The sequence below is a fragment of the Streptomyces sp. WAC00040 genome, assembly GCF_056835925.1.
In genome coordinates, this window is the sequence record NZ_JAKQZE010000001.1 from 1,811,833 (window position 1) to 1,827,409 (window position 15,577).

Annotated in this window: 16 protein-coding genes; 6 read left to right on the forward strand and 10 right to left on the reverse strand. The window is 72.0% G+C overall.

Annotation, left to right across the window (positions count from 1 at the left end):
• Both MDN94_RS08345 and MDN94_RS08350 read right to left on the reverse strand, forming a co-directional pair.
• Entirely contained in the window at positions 1 to 957 is a 957-nt protein-coding gene (locus tag MDN94_RS08345; protein WP_482725249.1) for a hypothetical protein, read from the reverse strand.
• Positions 958 to 1,017: 60 nt separating this feature from the next.
• Positions 1,018 to 2,490, reverse strand: a complete 1,473-nt coding sequence (locus MDN94_RS08350) for an APC family permease (RefSeq protein ID WP_482725250.1) — start codon at positions 2,488 to 2,490, stop codon at positions 1,018 to 1,020.
• A gap of 227 nt (positions 2,491 to 2,717) precedes the next feature.
• Between MDN94_RS08350 and MDN94_RS08355 the strand changes: the two genes are divergently transcribed.
• Positions 2,718 to 3,122: an RNA-binding S4 domain-containing protein gene (locus MDN94_RS08355; RefSeq protein ID WP_482725251.1), complete on the forward strand. Its 405-nt coding sequence runs from the start codon at positions 2,718 to 2,720 to the stop codon at positions 3,120 to 3,122.
• A gap of 36 nt (positions 3,123 to 3,158) precedes the next feature.
• Here the strand turns inward: MDN94_RS08355 and MDN94_RS08360 are convergent, their stop codons facing one another.
• From MDN94_RS08360 to MDN94_RS08370, 3 genes are all read right to left on the reverse strand, one after another.
• Positions 3,159 to 5,120 carry an FUSC family protein gene (locus MDN94_RS08360; RefSeq protein WP_482725252.1) on the reverse strand — a complete coding sequence of 654 codons (1,962 nt, stop codon included), beginning with the start codon at positions 5,118 to 5,120 and terminating at the stop codon, positions 3,159 to 3,161.
• A gap of 69 nt (positions 5,121 to 5,189) precedes the next feature.
• Complete coding sequence (locus tag MDN94_RS08365; protein ID WP_441263420.1) at positions 5,190 to 5,459, reverse strand: DUF2630 family protein; 270 nt, start codon at positions 5,457 to 5,459, stop codon at positions 5,190 to 5,192.
• A 155-nt stretch (positions 5,460 to 5,614) separates the two neighbouring features.
• Entirely contained in the window at positions 5,615 to 6,640 is a 1,026-nt protein-coding gene (locus MDN94_RS08370; protein WP_482725253.1) for an endonuclease/exonuclease/phosphatase family protein, read from the reverse strand.
• Between the two features lie 190 nt (positions 6,641 to 6,830).
• Here MDN94_RS08370 and MDN94_RS08375 point away from each other — a divergent pair, with 190 nt between their 5' ends.
• The 3 genes from MDN94_RS08375 to MDN94_RS08385 all read left to right on the forward strand — a co-directional run bounded on the left by MDN94_RS08375 (position 6,831) and on the right by MDN94_RS08385 (position 9,276).
• Positions 6,831 to 7,235 (forward strand): hypothetical protein, encoded by a 405-nt coding sequence (locus tag MDN94_RS08375; protein WP_482725254.1) that lies wholly within the window; start codon positions 6,831 to 6,833, stop codon positions 7,233 to 7,235.
• 218 nt (positions 7,236 to 7,453) lie between these two features.
• Positions 7,454 to 8,422: an ATP-binding cassette domain-containing protein gene (locus MDN94_RS08380; RefSeq protein WP_482725255.1), complete on the forward strand. Its 969-nt coding sequence runs from the start codon at positions 7,454 to 7,456 to the stop codon at positions 8,420 to 8,422.
• Entirely contained in the window at positions 8,419 to 9,276 is an 858-nt protein-coding gene (locus tag MDN94_RS08385; protein ID WP_482725256.1) for an ABC transporter permease, read from the forward strand. Before MDN94_RS08380 ends, MDN94_RS08385 begins: the two co-directional genes overlap by 4 nt.
• Before the next feature lie 73 nt (positions 9,277 to 9,349).
• Here MDN94_RS08385 and MDN94_RS08390 read toward each other — a convergent pair whose 3' ends face one another.
• From MDN94_RS08390 to MDN94_RS08410, 5 genes are all read right to left on the reverse strand, one after another.
• Complete coding sequence (locus MDN94_RS08390) at positions 9,350 to 9,802, reverse strand: universal stress protein (protein WP_482725257.1); 453 nt, start codon at positions 9,800 to 9,802, stop codon at positions 9,350 to 9,352.
• Between the two features lie 68 nt (positions 9,803 to 9,870).
• Positions 9,871 to 10,482, reverse strand: coding sequence for an FMN reductase (locus MDN94_RS08395; RefSeq protein ID WP_482725258.1), 612 nt, complete (start codon positions 10,480 to 10,482; stop codon positions 9,871 to 9,873).
• On the reverse strand, positions 10,479 to 11,567 hold the full coding sequence (locus tag MDN94_RS08400; RefSeq protein ID WP_482725259.1) for an LLM class flavin-dependent oxidoreductase: 1,089 nt from the start codon (positions 11,565 to 11,567) through the stop codon (positions 10,479 to 10,481). Before MDN94_RS08400 ends, MDN94_RS08395 begins: the two co-directional genes overlap by 4 nt.
• 118 nt (positions 11,568 to 11,685) lie before the next feature.
• A complete protein-coding gene (locus MDN94_RS08405; RefSeq protein ID WP_482725260.1) occupies positions 11,686 to 12,477 on the reverse strand; it encodes a bestrophin-like domain in 792 nt (263 codons plus the stop codon).
• A gap of 46 nt (positions 12,478 to 12,523) precedes the next feature.
• On the reverse strand, positions 12,524 to 12,685 hold the full coding sequence (locus MDN94_RS08410; RefSeq protein WP_482725261.1) for a hypothetical protein: 162 nt from the start codon (positions 12,683 to 12,685) through the stop codon (positions 12,524 to 12,526).
• Here MDN94_RS08410 and MDN94_RS08415 point away from each other — a divergent pair.
• Entirely contained in the window at positions 12,678 to 13,073 is a 396-nt protein-coding gene (locus MDN94_RS08415; RefSeq protein WP_482725262.1) for a hypothetical protein, read from the forward strand. The two genes, MDN94_RS08410 and MDN94_RS08415, sit on opposite strands and share 8 nt — an antisense overlap.
• A gap of 307 nt (positions 13,074 to 13,380) precedes the next feature.
• Entirely contained in the window at positions 13,381 to 15,435 is a 2,055-nt protein-coding gene (locus tag MDN94_RS08420) for an FAD-dependent oxidoreductase (RefSeq protein ID WP_482725263.1), read from the forward strand.
• Positions 15,436 to 15,577: the final 142 nt, after the last annotated feature.

The window sequence follows — 15,577 nt, forward strand, 5'->3', positions numbered from 1 at the left end:
TCACGAGGTGGCGCCCGTCTGCGTGCGCCACCTCGTGAACTGTTCGGCGGCGTCGCCCGTGTACGCCCACGGGAGATACGCCGCCCTGGCGCCGAGCAGCTGGAACAGCCCGCCCGCCTCCTGCCGCAGTCCCGCGAGGCATGCGGCGTGCGTGAGGTAGTTCAGCTCCCCGATCTCCTCGGGCGCGACGGGCCCGTCCGTACGCCACAGAACCCACCGCTCCCAGGTGCGGCGGATCTCCCTGATCGCAAGCTCGTGCTTCCAATGCTGGTCGAATCCGCGCACGACCCGGCCCTGCGCGGCGTCGGCGACGTACCGGTACTCCTCCGCGCGGGCGATCTGCACCAGCACCGGCAGCGGTGAGCCGGGCGGTGACGCGCCGGCCGCGTCGCGGGCGAAGTCGTACATCCGGCCGTGCGTGCCGTGCCAGCGGGCCGAGTGGTAGCGCAGCAGCTGCACATGGCCCTCGACGTTGTAAGGGTCGCGCCGGCGCAGCTCGTCCCACCAGCCGCGCAGTTCACGGCGGGGGACCCCGTCCTCGTATAGCCGGGCCACCGTCAGCAGCGACACCCACGGCATCGGGTCGGCGGGGTGGGCGTCGGCGGCGGTGAGGCAGGCCCGTACCGCGGCGTCGAGCCGTGCGCGGTCGGCTCCGCCGCGGCCGGTGGCGATCACCCGCTGGAACGCGCGGACGACATCCGTGGCGGCGCCGAGGACCGCGGCGTCGGGGCGGTCCGGTTCCGCGGCCAGCCATATCTCGGCCGCGGAGGAGCCGGCAGCGGCGTGGGCGAGCAGCCGTATCCGGTGGGTGCGCAGCGGCCAGTCGTCGCCGGTGGCGTGCAGCAGGTCGCGGACGCCCTGCCAGCGGCCGATGACGATGTCGTGCAGAGCGTCGGTGAGGGGGCGGTCCCCGAAGGCGGGATCGAAGTCGGGTACGAAGCGGCGGCGTACGGCCATCTGCGTCACTCCCCTCTGCGGTGTGTTCGTGCGACGGGCCCTCTGCGGTCCCGGTGGTGTTCAGAAGTCCGTGGCCAGCGCCTTGTCGGCGTAGTCACCGCGGTGGGGGCCGCGGTCACCGGTGCCGTCCCCGGCGACGGCACGGGCCGCGTCCAGCCTGGCCGGCCGGTAGTACGCGCTGCCCCGCCGCCAGTAGAGGACCATCGGGACGATTCCCGAGGCGATACCGCCGAGACCGATCGCGACCGAGGCGCCGCTCAGCTCCCCGAGTGACTCGAAGAAGATCCACAGCATGAACAGCGCGCCCAGCAGAGGCCAGACGCCGCCGAGCACGAACTCGCGCACGGACACCAGCAGCATCCTGCGGTAGGCGACGACGGCGGCGATCCCGGCGAGCCCGTAGTAGAAGGCGATCTGGAGGCCTATCGCGGCGACCGCCGCGGCGACCACGTCGGCGACGGAGCCGAGTGCCGTGGAGGCCGCGAACATGGCGAGGGCGACCAGGCCGACGACCGTCACTGCCGCCCAAGGCGTGTTCCAGCGGCGGTGGACCAGGCCCAGCGCCGCAGGCATCGTCCGGTCGCGGCCCATCGCGAACAGCGAGCGGGTGACCTGGATCAGGGTGGTCTCCAGGGTGGCGACCGTCGACAACAGCACCGCCAGGACCAGCAGCTTTCCGCCGACACCGGGCCAGACGGCGGCCCCGAGCACGGCCGGCACGTTCGCTCCGGCCGCCTGGATCTCGCCGGGCGTCAGGACCACGTTGACGGCGATCGTGAACGCCTCGAACAGCAGGAAGACGATCCCGACACCGACGACCGCGGCCAGCCCGGCGGTGCGGCGGCTGTTCCGGGTCTCCTCGCTCAGGTTGCTGGTGACGTCCCAGCCCCAGTAGTAGAACGTGGCGATCAGCGCCCCGGAGGCGAAGCCGGCCGGCCCGTCGAAGTGCGAGAAGCCGAACCAGGACCAGTCGAAGGCGGTCGCGGCGCCCTCGTGCAGAAGGGCGGCCCCGACGAAGAAGAGCAGGATCGCCAGCTCCGTGCCGGTCAGGATCAGCTGGGCACGTACCGTCAGCCGCGCCCCGCCCAGCACGATCAGCAGCATCGCCAGGAACCACGCCGCCCCCACGGCCGTCGCGAGGAACCGGTCGTCGGCGAGATCCGGGTCGAAGAGCGCCAGGGTCATCGCGCCCGCGGGCAGCGACCCCGCCACCATGAAGATCGTCGTCGAGACGACCAGCGCCCACCCGGAGAGGAATCCCAGGAACGGGTGGAGGGTCCGCCCGACCCAGGAGTAACCGGCGCCCGCGTTGACGTCGATACGGCCGAGCCTGCCGAAGGCGAGGACGATGCCGAGCATGGGGATCGCGCAGTACAGCAGCGCCGCGGGACCGGCGAGTCCGACCGTGGCGACGAGCACCGCCGTGGTGGCCGCGATCGAATAGGCGGGGGCACTGCCCGCCACGGCCATCACGATGGTGTCGAACGTCCCGAGGACATTGGGCCGGAGCCCTCTGCCGGAGCTGCTGCGCATGGAAGTCTCCGAAAGCCCTTGTGCCGCGCGGTAGGTGCCGGCGCATCAGAAAGGGGTCGCCCGTACGGAGGGAAGGCTCCGTTCCGGGGATCGTGCGCATCGTAGTCGGATGTGTGCGTACGGGTGAGGGGGCGGGGTCCGCTCCCGTCCGCAGGGGGGCGGACGGGGTCCGCGCCGGTCCGTACGGGTCCGTGCCGCGGAGCGGCCGCGGGTCGTAGAGTCGGGACATGGCTGCACAGGGAGCGTCCACGTCAGGCGAGGGGACCGTACGCGTCGACGTGTGGATCTGGTCCGTACGGCTCACCAAGACCCGCTCGCAGGCGTCCGCCGCCTGCCGCGCCGGCCATGTGCGTGTCAACGGCGAGCGCGTCAAGCCCGCCCAGGCGCTGCGCGTCGGGGACCAGGTACGGCTGTTCCACGCCGGGCGCGAGCGTCTTGTGGTCGTCTCGAAGATCCTGCGGAAGCGGGTGGGCCCGCCGGTCGCGGCGGAGGCGTACGTGGACAACAGCCCGCCGCCCCCGCCCAAGGAGTTCGCCGCCCCGGCGGCGGTACGTGACCGCGGGGCCGGCCGTCCGACCAAGCGCGACCGGCGCGAGCTGGAGCGGCTCCACGGCGCCCGGCACAAGGGCTGACCGGTCCGGCGGGGAGCACGCGGCGGCGGAGCGCCGTCACGACCTCGGCGCGGGTGACGCGATCGCCCGCGCCGCCCGCACCTCCTGGCGCAGCGGCGCCAGCACACCCTCCTCGTCGCCCGGCAGATCCGCCCGCACCTCGACCAGTACCTCGCTCGACCGCAGCCCGTCAGCCAGCTCGCGCAGCTGCCGCTCGATGTCGGTGACCTCGGCGGCGTCGGGCGGGTCGGCGCCGTGGTCGACGCGGACCCGTGCCGCTGTCGTGGCGTCCACGACCCGCTCGGCGGCGACGACCAGCGGCCACCAGGCGGCGGCCCGCGCGCCGGTCGGCGGCGGCTCCGTCAGGGCCCGCTGGAACTCGGAACGCACGGAGGACAGGTCGCGGTAGATCCGCCGCCGGGCGTGCGCCCGCTCCGTGTGGTCCGTGCCGCGGAACGCGGACGCCACATAGTGCGCCGTGTCCTCCACGCACTGCGCGAGCCGGTCGCCGATCCGGGTGTGCCAGCTCTCCGGCCACATCAGATAGCCGGCGACCAGCACGATGGCGCACCCGATGAGGCTGTCCACCAGACGCGGCAGCACCAGATGGAAGCCCTCGTGGTCGAGGATGTCCGACAGCATGAGGATCACCGGGGTGATCGCCGCGGTCTGGAAGGCGTAGCCCTTGACGGAGAACGCCGGGATCAGCGCCGCGAGAACCATCATCACGGGCACGTCCCACCAGCCGCGTTCCACCGCCGCCAGCACGGCGGCCGCGACGAGGAGACCGGCGGCCGTGCCGACCGCGCGCAGCACGGCGCGGGAGAACACCGAACCGAAGTCCGGTTTCAGGACGAACGTGACCGTGAGGGCCACCCAGTAGGAACGTGTGACCGGGACCAGCGACACCAGTGTCTGCGCCAGCCCGATGCAGAGCGCGAGCCGCAGTCCGTAGCGCCAAGAGGACTCCGACAGCAGTACGTTGCGGGCCGCCAGACGCGCCCTGACGCCGAGCGCCGCCGGCCGGCCCAGGCGGTCGTCCACGCCCGCGGGGTCGGGGTCGGTCCGGTGGACGACTGCCGACGCGTGGCGCAGGGCGCTGTTCACGGCACGGTCGGCCGGGCCTTCGGGCTCGGGCAGCACGAACTCGGGCGCGGTGGTGCGTCCCTGCTCCACCGATTGGGCCAACTCGCTTACCGCCGCCGCGATCTCGGGCCGCCGGGAGGCACGCCCGTAAAGGTGCGCCGCGGCCGCAGCCTCGACGAGCGGGACGATCACATTGAGCTGGGCGAGCAGCCGGACCAGCCCGCCCCGCCGGCCGTGGTCGCGGGCACGCCTGGCCAGGACGAGGTCGTACGAGGTGTTGAGCGACTGGGTGACGTCCTGACGGCGGGCGTCGTACTCGGTGGTGCCCGCGGCGGCCAGCAGCGCGGCGACGCTGCGGTAGGTCGCGGCGACCGCCGCCTGCTCCGGGACCCGGGCACGCACCGGCCAGGCCAGCAGGGTCAGTACGAGGACGAACAGCCCGCCGAGCGTCAGCAGGAGCGGCGCCTTCCACCAGGGCGCCGGCATCGGCAGCCCTGCTCCCACCACCGCGTTGAGCAGGAGCAGCAGCCCGGACACGGAGGCCACCGCACCGATGGAGGAGATCATGCCGGAGACGAGCGCGACCAGGGTGAGCGCACCGACCGCGACCCATCCCTCCCCGTGGACGAGGATGCCGAGGGTCACGCCGACCGCTCCGAAGAACTGCGGGACGGCGATGTTCAGCAGGCGCATCCGGTAGGCATCGGCGGTGTCGCCGATGACGCCGGCCAGTGCGCCCATGGACACCAGCGCGCCGTATTCGGGGCGGCCGGTCGCCAGACCGACGGCCAGTGGCGCGGCGAGGGCGACGGCGGCGCGACCGACAGCGGCCTTGGGGACGGGCACGGACGCGGGCCGCAGACTGTGCATCAGCCAGTCCGGCGGCGTCAGGCGCCCCGTGCGGCCGCCGTTGCCGTCCTCGCGTCGTCCCATGGCTTCAAGAGACCCCGAACGGGCCGCCGGGCGCAAGCTTCACCGCGGCCCGGGCTGCCGCGACCGTGCTCAGCTGCGGTAGTTCTCGACCTCTTCGGCGGGCCGCTCCCGCACCGTGCCGGGGTCCTCACCGAACTCGGCCTTCGCGCGACGCCGGCGCAGCAGGTCCCAACACTGGTCGAGCCGGATCTCCAGCTGGCGCAGCCGGGCCTGTTCGTCGGGACCGAGGCCGCGCTGGTCGGTGGAGCGGTCGCGCAGCGCCCGCTCCTCGGCGACGAGGTTCCCGATGTCGTCGATGATCTGCTCATCGACCTGCTCGTTCTTCTGCTCGTGGTCCATGGCGTCCGCTCCGTGGTCCGTCGTGCGGGGTGCCCGGTGTGCCGTCCTCGGCGGTGAGCGGTCACACGGTCACGGCTCGAGGCGCCCGTCCGGTGCCTCCTGACCGGGGCCCCCGCCGTCCCGCACCACGTACCCACTTTCGCTCGCGCCGGCGGTCAGCGCACGTCGTGCAGTTCGAGTTCGACGAGGAGCGAGCGGTGGTCGGTGTCCGGGAGGTCCAGGAAGCGGGCACGGCGCACCGAGAAGTCGTCGCTCACCAGCACATGGTCGATCTGCGTGCCCAGCGGGCGGGGCAGCGCTGCCGGCCAGGAGGGCGTGCGGGCGGCGCCGGCGAGGGTGGCGCTGTCGCTCAGCCCGCCCGCCCGCAGGATGCGGCGGAACGCGGCGTGGTCCTGGCCCGCGTTGAAATCGCCCGCCACGACGGTCGGCGAGCCCTTCGCGCGGGCCGCGTGGTCCCGAAGCAGTCCCAGTTCCCGGCGCCAGTCGTCCACGGCGTCAGGGACCGGCGGCAGGGGATGCGCGAGCTGGAGGCCGACCTCACGCCCGGCGACGTCGACGACGGCCCCCGGCATGGCGAGCGTGCTGTCGACACCGGGGGAGGCCCGCAGCGGATGCCTGCTGAGGATCGCGGAACCGGCGGCGGAGAAGTCCGCCACGACCTGACGGTACGGGTAGTCGGCACGCGGCACGTCCGCCTCCAGGGCGTCGGCGCACGCGTGGTCGCATTCCTGGACGAAGACGATGTCCGGCCGCTCGCGGCGCAGCGTGGCCACCAGTGCCCCGGTGGCCTGCCCGAACTCGACGTTCGAGGTCAGCACGTCGAGGCGGGCGACGACGGGACCGGGCGGCTTCTCGGTCAGTCCGGTGTCGTAGGGCCTGACGAACCACCCCGTGACCGCGAGCACCGCGACCGCCCAGCCCGCGAGGAGACGGCTGCGCGCAGGCAGAGCGAGGAGCAGGGCGGCGCCGGCGGGCAGCAGCAGCCACGGCAGGAACGCGAGCAGTTGCGGGACGGGCGTGACACCGTCCGTGTCCGCGGCGCGGCAGGCGGCGACGGCGGTGGGAGCGAGGAGCAGCAGCGCGGCGAGCCGTCCCGCGGTGCGCCGTGCGCCGGAGCCGGCCGTGCCGTACGGGGTCCGTGCCCCGTCCTCCTCCGTGCTCTCCCAGGTCGCCCTGTCCAAACCGGCCTCCGAGCCTGTGCGTACGGGAACGTGTGGCCCCTGGGACATGAGACGCCCGTTTCCGCAGGTTCGTTGCGGATGCCCCCGACACGGAGCGCCGGTCCCGGTCAGGTCCTCCCAGGACTTGCCCGCGGCCGCCCACGGGTGTGCCCTGAAAGGGCGCGGGGGAAGAGGGAAGGAGCGTTCCGCCATGGCCGCACACGCAGCGATGCCGCACCGCCGGCGCCGGACTTCAGAACGACAGCACCACAGTCCCACCGCCTGGGCGGTGCCCGTCACCGTGGGACTTCTCCTCGGAATCTGGGCGGCGTTCATCAAGCGGGCCCAGAACGACGGCGTGGCGACCGGGGGCCAGTGGGTCCTCGGAGTGATCACCGCGGTCGTCATCGCCGTGCTGTTGTTCGCGCTGATGCGCGTCCAGCACGCGCTGCCCCGTGAACTGCGGGCCCTGGCCTACGGGGCCCTGACCGCGGCGACGGTCGGATTCCTGACCAGTCTCGCCGGAGGGAGCGTCCTGCGGGCCGCGGGGATCGGCGTGGCGGTCGGGGCGGGTGTGGCCGCCATGACCTTCTACTTCTACTACACGCGCGAGTGAGACAGGCTGAGTCACGGGCAGAAACCTCGATCGGCGGGCCGTCAACGACGGCCCGCCGAAGCGATGCCGCCGGGGCCGGCGTCCTGCCGCGACCGTCACAGGCGGCCGCCGTGGGCGTCGCGCTGACGGGTCGGCCGCGATCTTCCGCCCGACCGATGACTTCCGGCATCCCGCGGCGTCTCTACTGCACGGGCACCAAAGGACCGAAGGACTTGACGATGAGTGACCTGGCAATCGAGACCACCGGACTGGTGAAGGTCTTCGGCGACAACCGCGCCGTGGACGGCGTCGACCTCCGGGTGCCGGCCGGCACGGTCTACGGGGTTCTCGGACCGAACGGCGCCGGCAAGACGACCACGGTGCGGATGCTCGCCACCCTGCTGCGACCGGACGGTGGCGAGGCCCGCGTCTTCGGCAAGGACGTGCAGAAGGACGCCGACGCCGTCCGCAGCCGGGTGAGCCTCACCGGCCAGTACGCCTCCGTCGACGAGGACCTGACGGGCACGGAGAACCTGGTGCTGCTCGCGCGGCTGCTCGGCCACGCCAAGCCGGCCGCCAGGGACCGGGCTGCCCAGCTGCTGGAGGCGTTCGGTCTGCGCGAGGCGGCCGGCAAGCAGGTGAAGAACTACTCGGGAGGCATGCGGCGCCGCATCGACATCGCCGCGTCCATCCTCAACACCCCGGACCTGCTCTTCCTGGACGAGCCCACCACCGGCCTCGACCCGCGCAGCCGCAACCAGGTCTGGGACATCGTGCGGGCCGTCGTCTCCCAGGGGACGACGGTGCTGCTCACGACGCAGTACCTCGACGAGGCCGACCACCTCGCGTCGCGCATCGCCGTGATCGACCACGGCAAGGTCATCGCCGAGGGAACGAAGGGCGAGCTGAAGGCCTCCGTCGGGTCGGGGGCCGTGCACCTGCGGCTGCGCGATGCCGACCAGCGGCCAAGGGCCGAGCGGGTGCTGGCGGAGGCGCTGGGCGCGGAGGTGCTGCTCGACGCCGATCCGGTCGCCCTCACCGCCCGGGTCGACGGCCGGTCCACCGAACGCGGAGCGGCGGAGCAGGCGGCGCACGCGCTGGCCGAGCTCGCCCGCTCGGGCATCACCGTGGACAACTTCGCGCTGGGACAACCCAGCCTGGACGAGGTCTTCCTCGCCCTGACCGACAAGAAGGGGGACGCCGCATGAGCACCGCGACCACCACCAAGGACCCCGGCGAGCTGGAATTCGAAGCACCGAAGGCGGAGGACCTCGCCTCGCTGCTGGTGGCCGCGGAGCGGCCCCCGAGGCCCGGTGCGTGGTCGGCGTCGCTGACGTTCGGCTGGCGCGCCATGCTCAAGATCAAGCATGTGCCGGAGCAGCTGTTCGACGTGACGGCGTTCCCGATCATGATGGTGCTGATGTACACGTACCTCTTCGGAGGCGCGATCGCCGGCTCCGTCGACGCGTACATCCAGTTCCTGCTGCCCGGCATCCTGACCATGAGCGTCGTGATGATCACGATGTACACGGGTGTCGCCGTCAACAACGACATCTCCAAGGGCGTCTTCGACCGGTTCCGTACGCTGCCGATCTGGCGGCCCGCGCCGATGGTCGGCTATCTGCTCGGCGACGTGGTCCGCTATCTGATCGCATCCGTCGTGATGCTGGCCGTCGGGCTGATGATCGGGTACCGCCCCGACGGCGGGCCGGTCGGCATCGTCCTCGGTATCGCGGTGCTGATGGTCTTCTCGTTCGCGTTCTCGTGGATCTGGACGATGTTCGGTCTGCTGCTGCGCACCGAGAAGTCGGTGATGGGCGTCAGCATGATGGTCATCTTCCCGATGACGTTCCTGAGCAACGTGTTCGTCGACCCGCGGACGATGCCCGGCTGGCTCCAGGCCTTCGTCAACAACAGCCCCGTGACCCATGTCTCCACCGCGGTGCGTGAGCTGATGGCGGGCAACTGGCCGGCGGCGGACATCGCCTGGTCGCTCGGCTGGTCGGCCGTGCTCGTGGTCGTCTTCGGCACGGTCACGATGCGCCTCTACAACCGCAAGTGACCCCGCCTGCCGCAACGGCGTCGCCCCTGACCCGTGAAGAGGCCGGGGGCGTCGCCGTCAAGCGGAAGGTGCGTCAGTCGCTCTCGCCGCGTACGACGACGACCGGGCAGGGCGCGTGCTGGGCGAGGTGCAGGCCGACGGAGCCGAGCAGCGTCGCCTTGAAGCCGCTGTAGCCCCGTTCGCCGACGACCAGCAGCGAGGCGCCCGCCGACCTGTCCATAAGGGCCTGCGCCGCACTGCCGATCAGGACGGTGCGGGTCACGGCCGCGGCGGCCTCGGCGCCGAGTGTCTGCTCGAGGGTGTCGTCGAGCACCTTGGCCGCCAGCGCCTGAGGGTCGAAGTCGGCCGGGACGGCGGCGACCATCGAGGCCCAGCCGGCGGCGGGGTACTCCCAGCTGATGACGGCCTCCAGGGAGTCCCCTGTCATCCCGGCCTGCCGTACGGCCCATCGCAGGGCCCTGATCGACGGCTCCGAGCCGTCGACGCCCACGACGATCCTGCCCGCCGCGCCGGTCGTGTCCGTCATGTCCGCCACCTCCATAGCCACCTGGCCCATGGCCTTTCCGGCCGTAACCGGTGCAAGCCTATGTAAATCTATGCAAACAGGTCGGCTGTTGCCGTGGCGTGGTCCGGTGCGCCGGTGGTTCGCGAGGCCATCAGAGTGGCGAGCTCGCGGCCCGCGCGGGCGATCCGGTCGGGCAGGGTGTCGGTCATCGGATCGCCCGAGCCGCCCCAGTCCTCGGACGCCGCGTACACGGCGGTCGGCACGACGAGCGCCCGCAGGTAGGCGAACAGCGGTCGCAGCGCATGCTCCAGCACCAGCGAGTGCCTTGCGGTCCCGCCGGTCGCCGCGATCAGCACCGGCTTCCCGGTGAGCGCGTCGGGCTCGATCAGGTCGAAGAACGACTTGAACAGTCCGCTGTACGAGGCGGTGAACACGGGCGTCACGGCTATCAGCCCGTCGGCGCCGGTCACCGCGTCGATCGCGTCGGCGAGCGGCTCCGCCGGGAAGCCCGTCACCAGGTTGTTGGCGATGGACACGGCGAGGTCGCGCAGCTCGACGACCGTCACCCGCACCTCGCGCCCGCCCGCGAGTTCCCGGCGCACGGACTCGGTGATCCGGTCGGCAAGCAGCCGGCTGGAGGACGGGACGCCCAGCCCGGCCGATACGACGACGAGGTTCACGGGGCCTGATGTCTGCGTCATGACGTCTCCTTCGTGTTCCGGCCGAGGACGGCGGGGTGCTGCGGGGCGGTCTTCGGGACTCCGGCCGGCCGCAGCTTGGCGAACTCCTCGCGCAGCACCGGCACGACCTCCTCGCCGAGGATGTCGAGCTGCTCGAGGACGGTCTTCAGCGGGAGCCCCGCGTGGTCCATCAGGAACAGCTGTCGCTGGTAGTCGCCGACCGCGTCGCGGAAGCCGAGCGTGCGCTCGATGACCTGCTGCGGGGAGCCGACGGTCAGTGGTGTCTGCTCGGTGAAGTCCTCCAGGGACGGCCCGTGGCCGTAGACGGGCGCGTTGTCGAAGTACGGCCGGAACTCGCGCACCGCGTCCTGCGAGTTCCTGCGCATGAACACCTGGCCGCCCAGCCCGACGATGGCCTGCTCGGGGGTGCCGTGGCCGTGGTGCGCGAACCGCTGCCGGTACAGCCCGACCATCTTCTTGGTGTGGGACATGGGCCAGAAGATGTTGTTGTGGAAGAAACCGTCGCCGTAGTACGCGGCCTGCTCGGCGATCTCGGGGGAGCGGATCGAGCCGTGCCAGACGAAGGGCGGGACGCCGTCGAGCGGGCGCGGGGTCGCGGTGAAGCCCTGGAGGGGCGTACGGAACCTGCCCTCCCAGTCGACGACGTCCTCCCTCCACAGCCTGTGGAGGAGCGCGTAGTTCTCCATGGCCAGGGGGATGCCTTGGCGGATGTCCTTGCCGAACCACGGATAGACCGGGCCGGTGTTGCCGCGGCCCATCATCAGGTCGACGCGGCCGTCCGCGATGTGCTGGAGGTACGCGTAGTCCTCGGCGATCTTCACCGGGTCGTTGGTGGTGATCAGCGTGGTCGACGTGGAGAGCATGATCCGCTCGGTCAGGGCGGCGACGTGCCCGAGCAGGGTGGTCGGTGAGGAGGGGACGAACGGCGGGTTGTGGTGCTCGCCGGTCGCGAAGACGTCGAGACCGACCTCTTCCGCCTTGCGGGCGATGGCGACCGTCGCCTTGATCCGCTCGTGCTCGCTCGGCGTACGGCCGGTGGTCGGGTCCGGCGTGACGTCGCCGACCGTGAAGATGCCGAACTGCATGACGGGTTCACCTCTCGGGGTTGGTTGAACGTTGAACTAACTATATCGCTCAACCGTGACACCCCGGCGGCTATTCCGGCCGCGCCGGACCACCGCCGTCCCCACCGGCCCGCGGGCCTCAGCTCGGGCCGACGGCGCCAGGGAACAGCTGGCGGAAGGCGTCCGCCGACTCGGAGCCCGACCGGCCGAACGGTGCGTCGAAGTCCCAGACGAGGAAGAGGAGGAACGCGATCAATGCGCTGAAGAGACCCGCGAGCAGCAACTCCCGGAACGTGCGGCCGATCTGCATCGTGAAGATCAGTCCGATCGTGACGGCGGCCCCGCTGATCAGGCCGAACCAAACGATGCCCGGCAGCGTCTCCTCGGCACCCGACGCACGGGCGTTGCGCGCGTCCTCCGCGGCCGCGACCTGGTCGAGCATCGGCTGATAGGCCTGGGCCTCCAGCTCGTTCTTCGGCTCGCGCTCCGCTACTTCGGAGCGCACGGCCGCCAGCAACTCGGTGCCGCGGGGCGACAGCTCCTTGTGGTCGATCATCCGGGGCCACTCGGTCTCGACGACCTCCGCGACATAGACGTCGATGTCCTCCCGGAGCCGGTCGCGGAAGTCGGCCGGATAGACCTGGGCGCGCTGGGTGACCTCGTGCAGCGCCTGTGCCTCCGTGCGGACTGCGTCCTGCGCCGCGCCGCGAGCTTCCCAGACGCCGGCGATGGCGAGGCCGAGCACGATCGCGTACACGACGCCGACCATCATCACCATGTACTCGAGCACATCAGGTGTCTCCGGGGCCTCCCGCTCCTCGATGCCGGTCTCCGCCGCGGCGTCGCGTGTGCGCTGGCTGAGGAGGGTGACGACGAGGACGACGGCGCAGGCGGCGGCCATCACGATGGCCAGGACCAGCCATTCGGACATGGGGGTCTCCGGTGGTGAGGTGAGGTCTGGGAGGGCGGGGCGAGGGTCAGGCCCGGCCGCGCCGGTTGGCGGCGGACTGCGAGCGGGGGCGCAGCAGGGCCGCGGCGAGCACGGCCGGAGTGGTGGTGACCAGCATCAGGATCGTGAGGGGCGTCCCGTCGGCGGGCTCCACTCCCCCGGTCGCGGGCCGGTATGTGCGGATGGCCACGGCCTTCGCGCGGGCCGGCGGCGCGGGGGCCGCGGCGGGTGGGGCGGGGGCCGGCGGTTCGGAAGGCGCCGGTGGGGCCGGCGCCGCGGGCGCCTCGGTCCGCACCACGGGCGGGGCAGGCGGTTCGGCGGACGGCGACGGTGTCGGTGCCGGGGGAGGCGAGGGCGTCGGCGCGGGTGCGGGCGGCGGCGAAGGGGCGGGCGTCTGCGGGGGCTCGGGCGCCGGCGACGGAGTGGGCGGGGGTGTCGGCGCAGGCGGCGTCGGCGTGGGCCCGGGCGGGCAGTCCCCGCCGATGGTCACCGACACTCCGACGCCGATCAGCCCCGGTAACGCCACCGACACCGACAGGGTCGGATCCTCTGTGCTGTGCTCCGGCCCGGGCTCATGATCGGATGCGGTCGCCGATACGTCGGCGTGCCCTGATCCGCCGGCGTTCCCGGACGCGGCGGCAACGATCCCCGCCCCGTGTGTTCCGAGAATCGCCGCGACCCCCAGTGCGCTCACGTGCTGCCATCCCGCCACGACGCCACGGTAGAGGTCCGGAAGGGGCCTTATGGGCAAAATCACCCGTTTGGATGATTAGTGAGTTCATTCGACCGTGCGGGCGCTCTGTGGCGCGAGTCATTTTGCACTTTGTTGCAAAAGGGCCCGGGGGCGGCTAAACATTCAGTCGACACCCCGCGCGAGGAGGACCGATGAGCACGAGCACCAGCACCACCACGGCCGGGCCGACGCCGTACCCGCATCTGCTGAGCCCGCTCGACCTCGGGTTCACCACCCTGCCCAACCGCGTCCTGATGGGATCCATGCACGTCGGCCTCGAAGAGGCGGAGCGCGGCTTCGAGCGCATGGCCGCCTTCTACGCGGAGCGTGCCCGCGGCGGTGTCGGCCTCATCGTCACCGGTGGCATATCGCCCAACGACCGCGGCCGTCCGTACGAGGGCGGGGCCAGGATGACCACCGACGAAGAGGCCGCGCAGCACCGCATCGTCACCGAGGCCGTGCACGCCGAGGGCGGCCGGATCGCCATGCAGATCCTCCACTTCGGCCGGTACGCCTACCACCAGGACCTGGTCGCGCCCAGCGCGATCCAGGCGCCCATCAGCCCCTTCGTCCCGCACGCCCTGACCGACGCCGAGGTCGAGGAGACCATCGAGGACTTCGTCAGGGCGGCCACCCTCGCCAAGTCGGCGGGCTACGACGGCGTCGAGATCATGGGCTCCGAGGGCTACTTCATCAACGAGTTCATCGCGAGCGCCACCAACCACCGCACCGACCGCTGGGGCGGCAGCTACGAGAACCGCATCCGGCTGCCCCTGGAGATCGTCCGCCGGACGCGTGAAGCGGTCGGCACCGACTTCATCCTGATCTACCGGCTCTCCATGCTCGACCTGGTGCCCGGCGGCTCCTCTCTCGAAGAGGTAGTGACGCTCGCCAAGGAGATCGAGGCGGCGGGCGCCACGATCATCAACACCGGCATCGGCTGGCACGAGGCCCGCATCCCCACCATCGCGACGTCCGTGCCGCGCGGCGCTTACAGCTGGGTGACCAAGAAGCTGATGGGTGCCGTCTCGGTGCCGCTGGTGACGAGCAACCGGATCAACACCCCCGAGGTCGCGGAGGAGTTGCTCGCCGACGGGCGCGCCGACATGGTGTCCCTGGCCCGCCCCTTCCTCGCGGACCCCGAGTTCGTCGCCAAGGCACGGGCCGGGCGCGCCGACGCGATCAACACCTGCATCGGCTGCAACCAGGCCTGCCTGGACCACACGTTCAACCTCAAGATCACCTCGTGTCTGGTGAACCCGCGCGCCTGCCACGAGACCGAACTGGTCCTCGCGCCCACCCGGCTGAAGAAGCGCATCGCCGTCGTCGGCGCCGGTCCCGCCGGTCTGGCCTGCGCCGTCTCCGCCGCCGAGCGAGGCCACGAGGTGACCCTCTTCGACGCCGCGGACGAGATCGGCGGCCAGCTGAACATCGCCAAGCGGGTCCCGGGCAAGGAGGAGTTCGACGAGACCCTCCGCTATTTCCGCACCCAGCTCGCGGAGCGCGGTGTCCGCCTGCGTCTCGGTACCCGCGTCGGCGCCGGCGACCTCCCGGCCGCCGACTTCGACGAGGTCGTCGTCGCCACCGGCGTCACACCGCGCACCCCCGAGATCGACGGCGTCGACCACCCGAGCGTCGTCAGCTACCTCGACGTGCTGCGTGACGGTGCCGCGGTCGGTGAGCGCGTCGCCGTCATCGGCGCCGGCGGGATCGGCTTCGACGTCGCGGAGTTCCTCACCGACGGCGGCGAGGGCGCGAGCCAGGACCCGGAGACGTATTTCCGTCAGTGGGGCGTCGACACCGGTTACGCGGCCCGTGGCGGGCTGACCGAGCCCGTGCGCCCGGCCCCGCCGCGGGCCGTGCACCTCCTCCAGCGCAAGACCAGCAAGGTCGGTGCCGGTCTCGGGAAGACGACGGGCTGGATTCACCGCACGGAGCTCAAGCACCGCGGCGTGACGATGACGGCGGGCGCCACCTACGAGCGGATCGACGACGAGGGCCTGCACCTGACCGTCGACGGCACCGCGTCCGTGCTGCCCGTCGACACGGTCGTGCTCTGCACCGGCCAGGAGCCGCAGCGCGGACTGTACGACGAGCTCGCCGCGGCCGGCCGGACCGTGCACCTCATCGGTGGGGCGGACGTGGCAGCCGAGTTGGACGCGAAGCGCGCCATCGACCAGGGCACCCGGCTGGCCGCCACCCTCTGACGGGTGATCCCGGCCGGGCGGCGGGACGCCGGCGCTGCCCCCGGCCTCGGTGTCCGGCCGGGAGGCGACCCGCTCGGGTCCCTTCCGGCCGTCCGGCCCGCGCTCACGAGCCGGTCACAGGGGTGGCATACCATGCGCACGA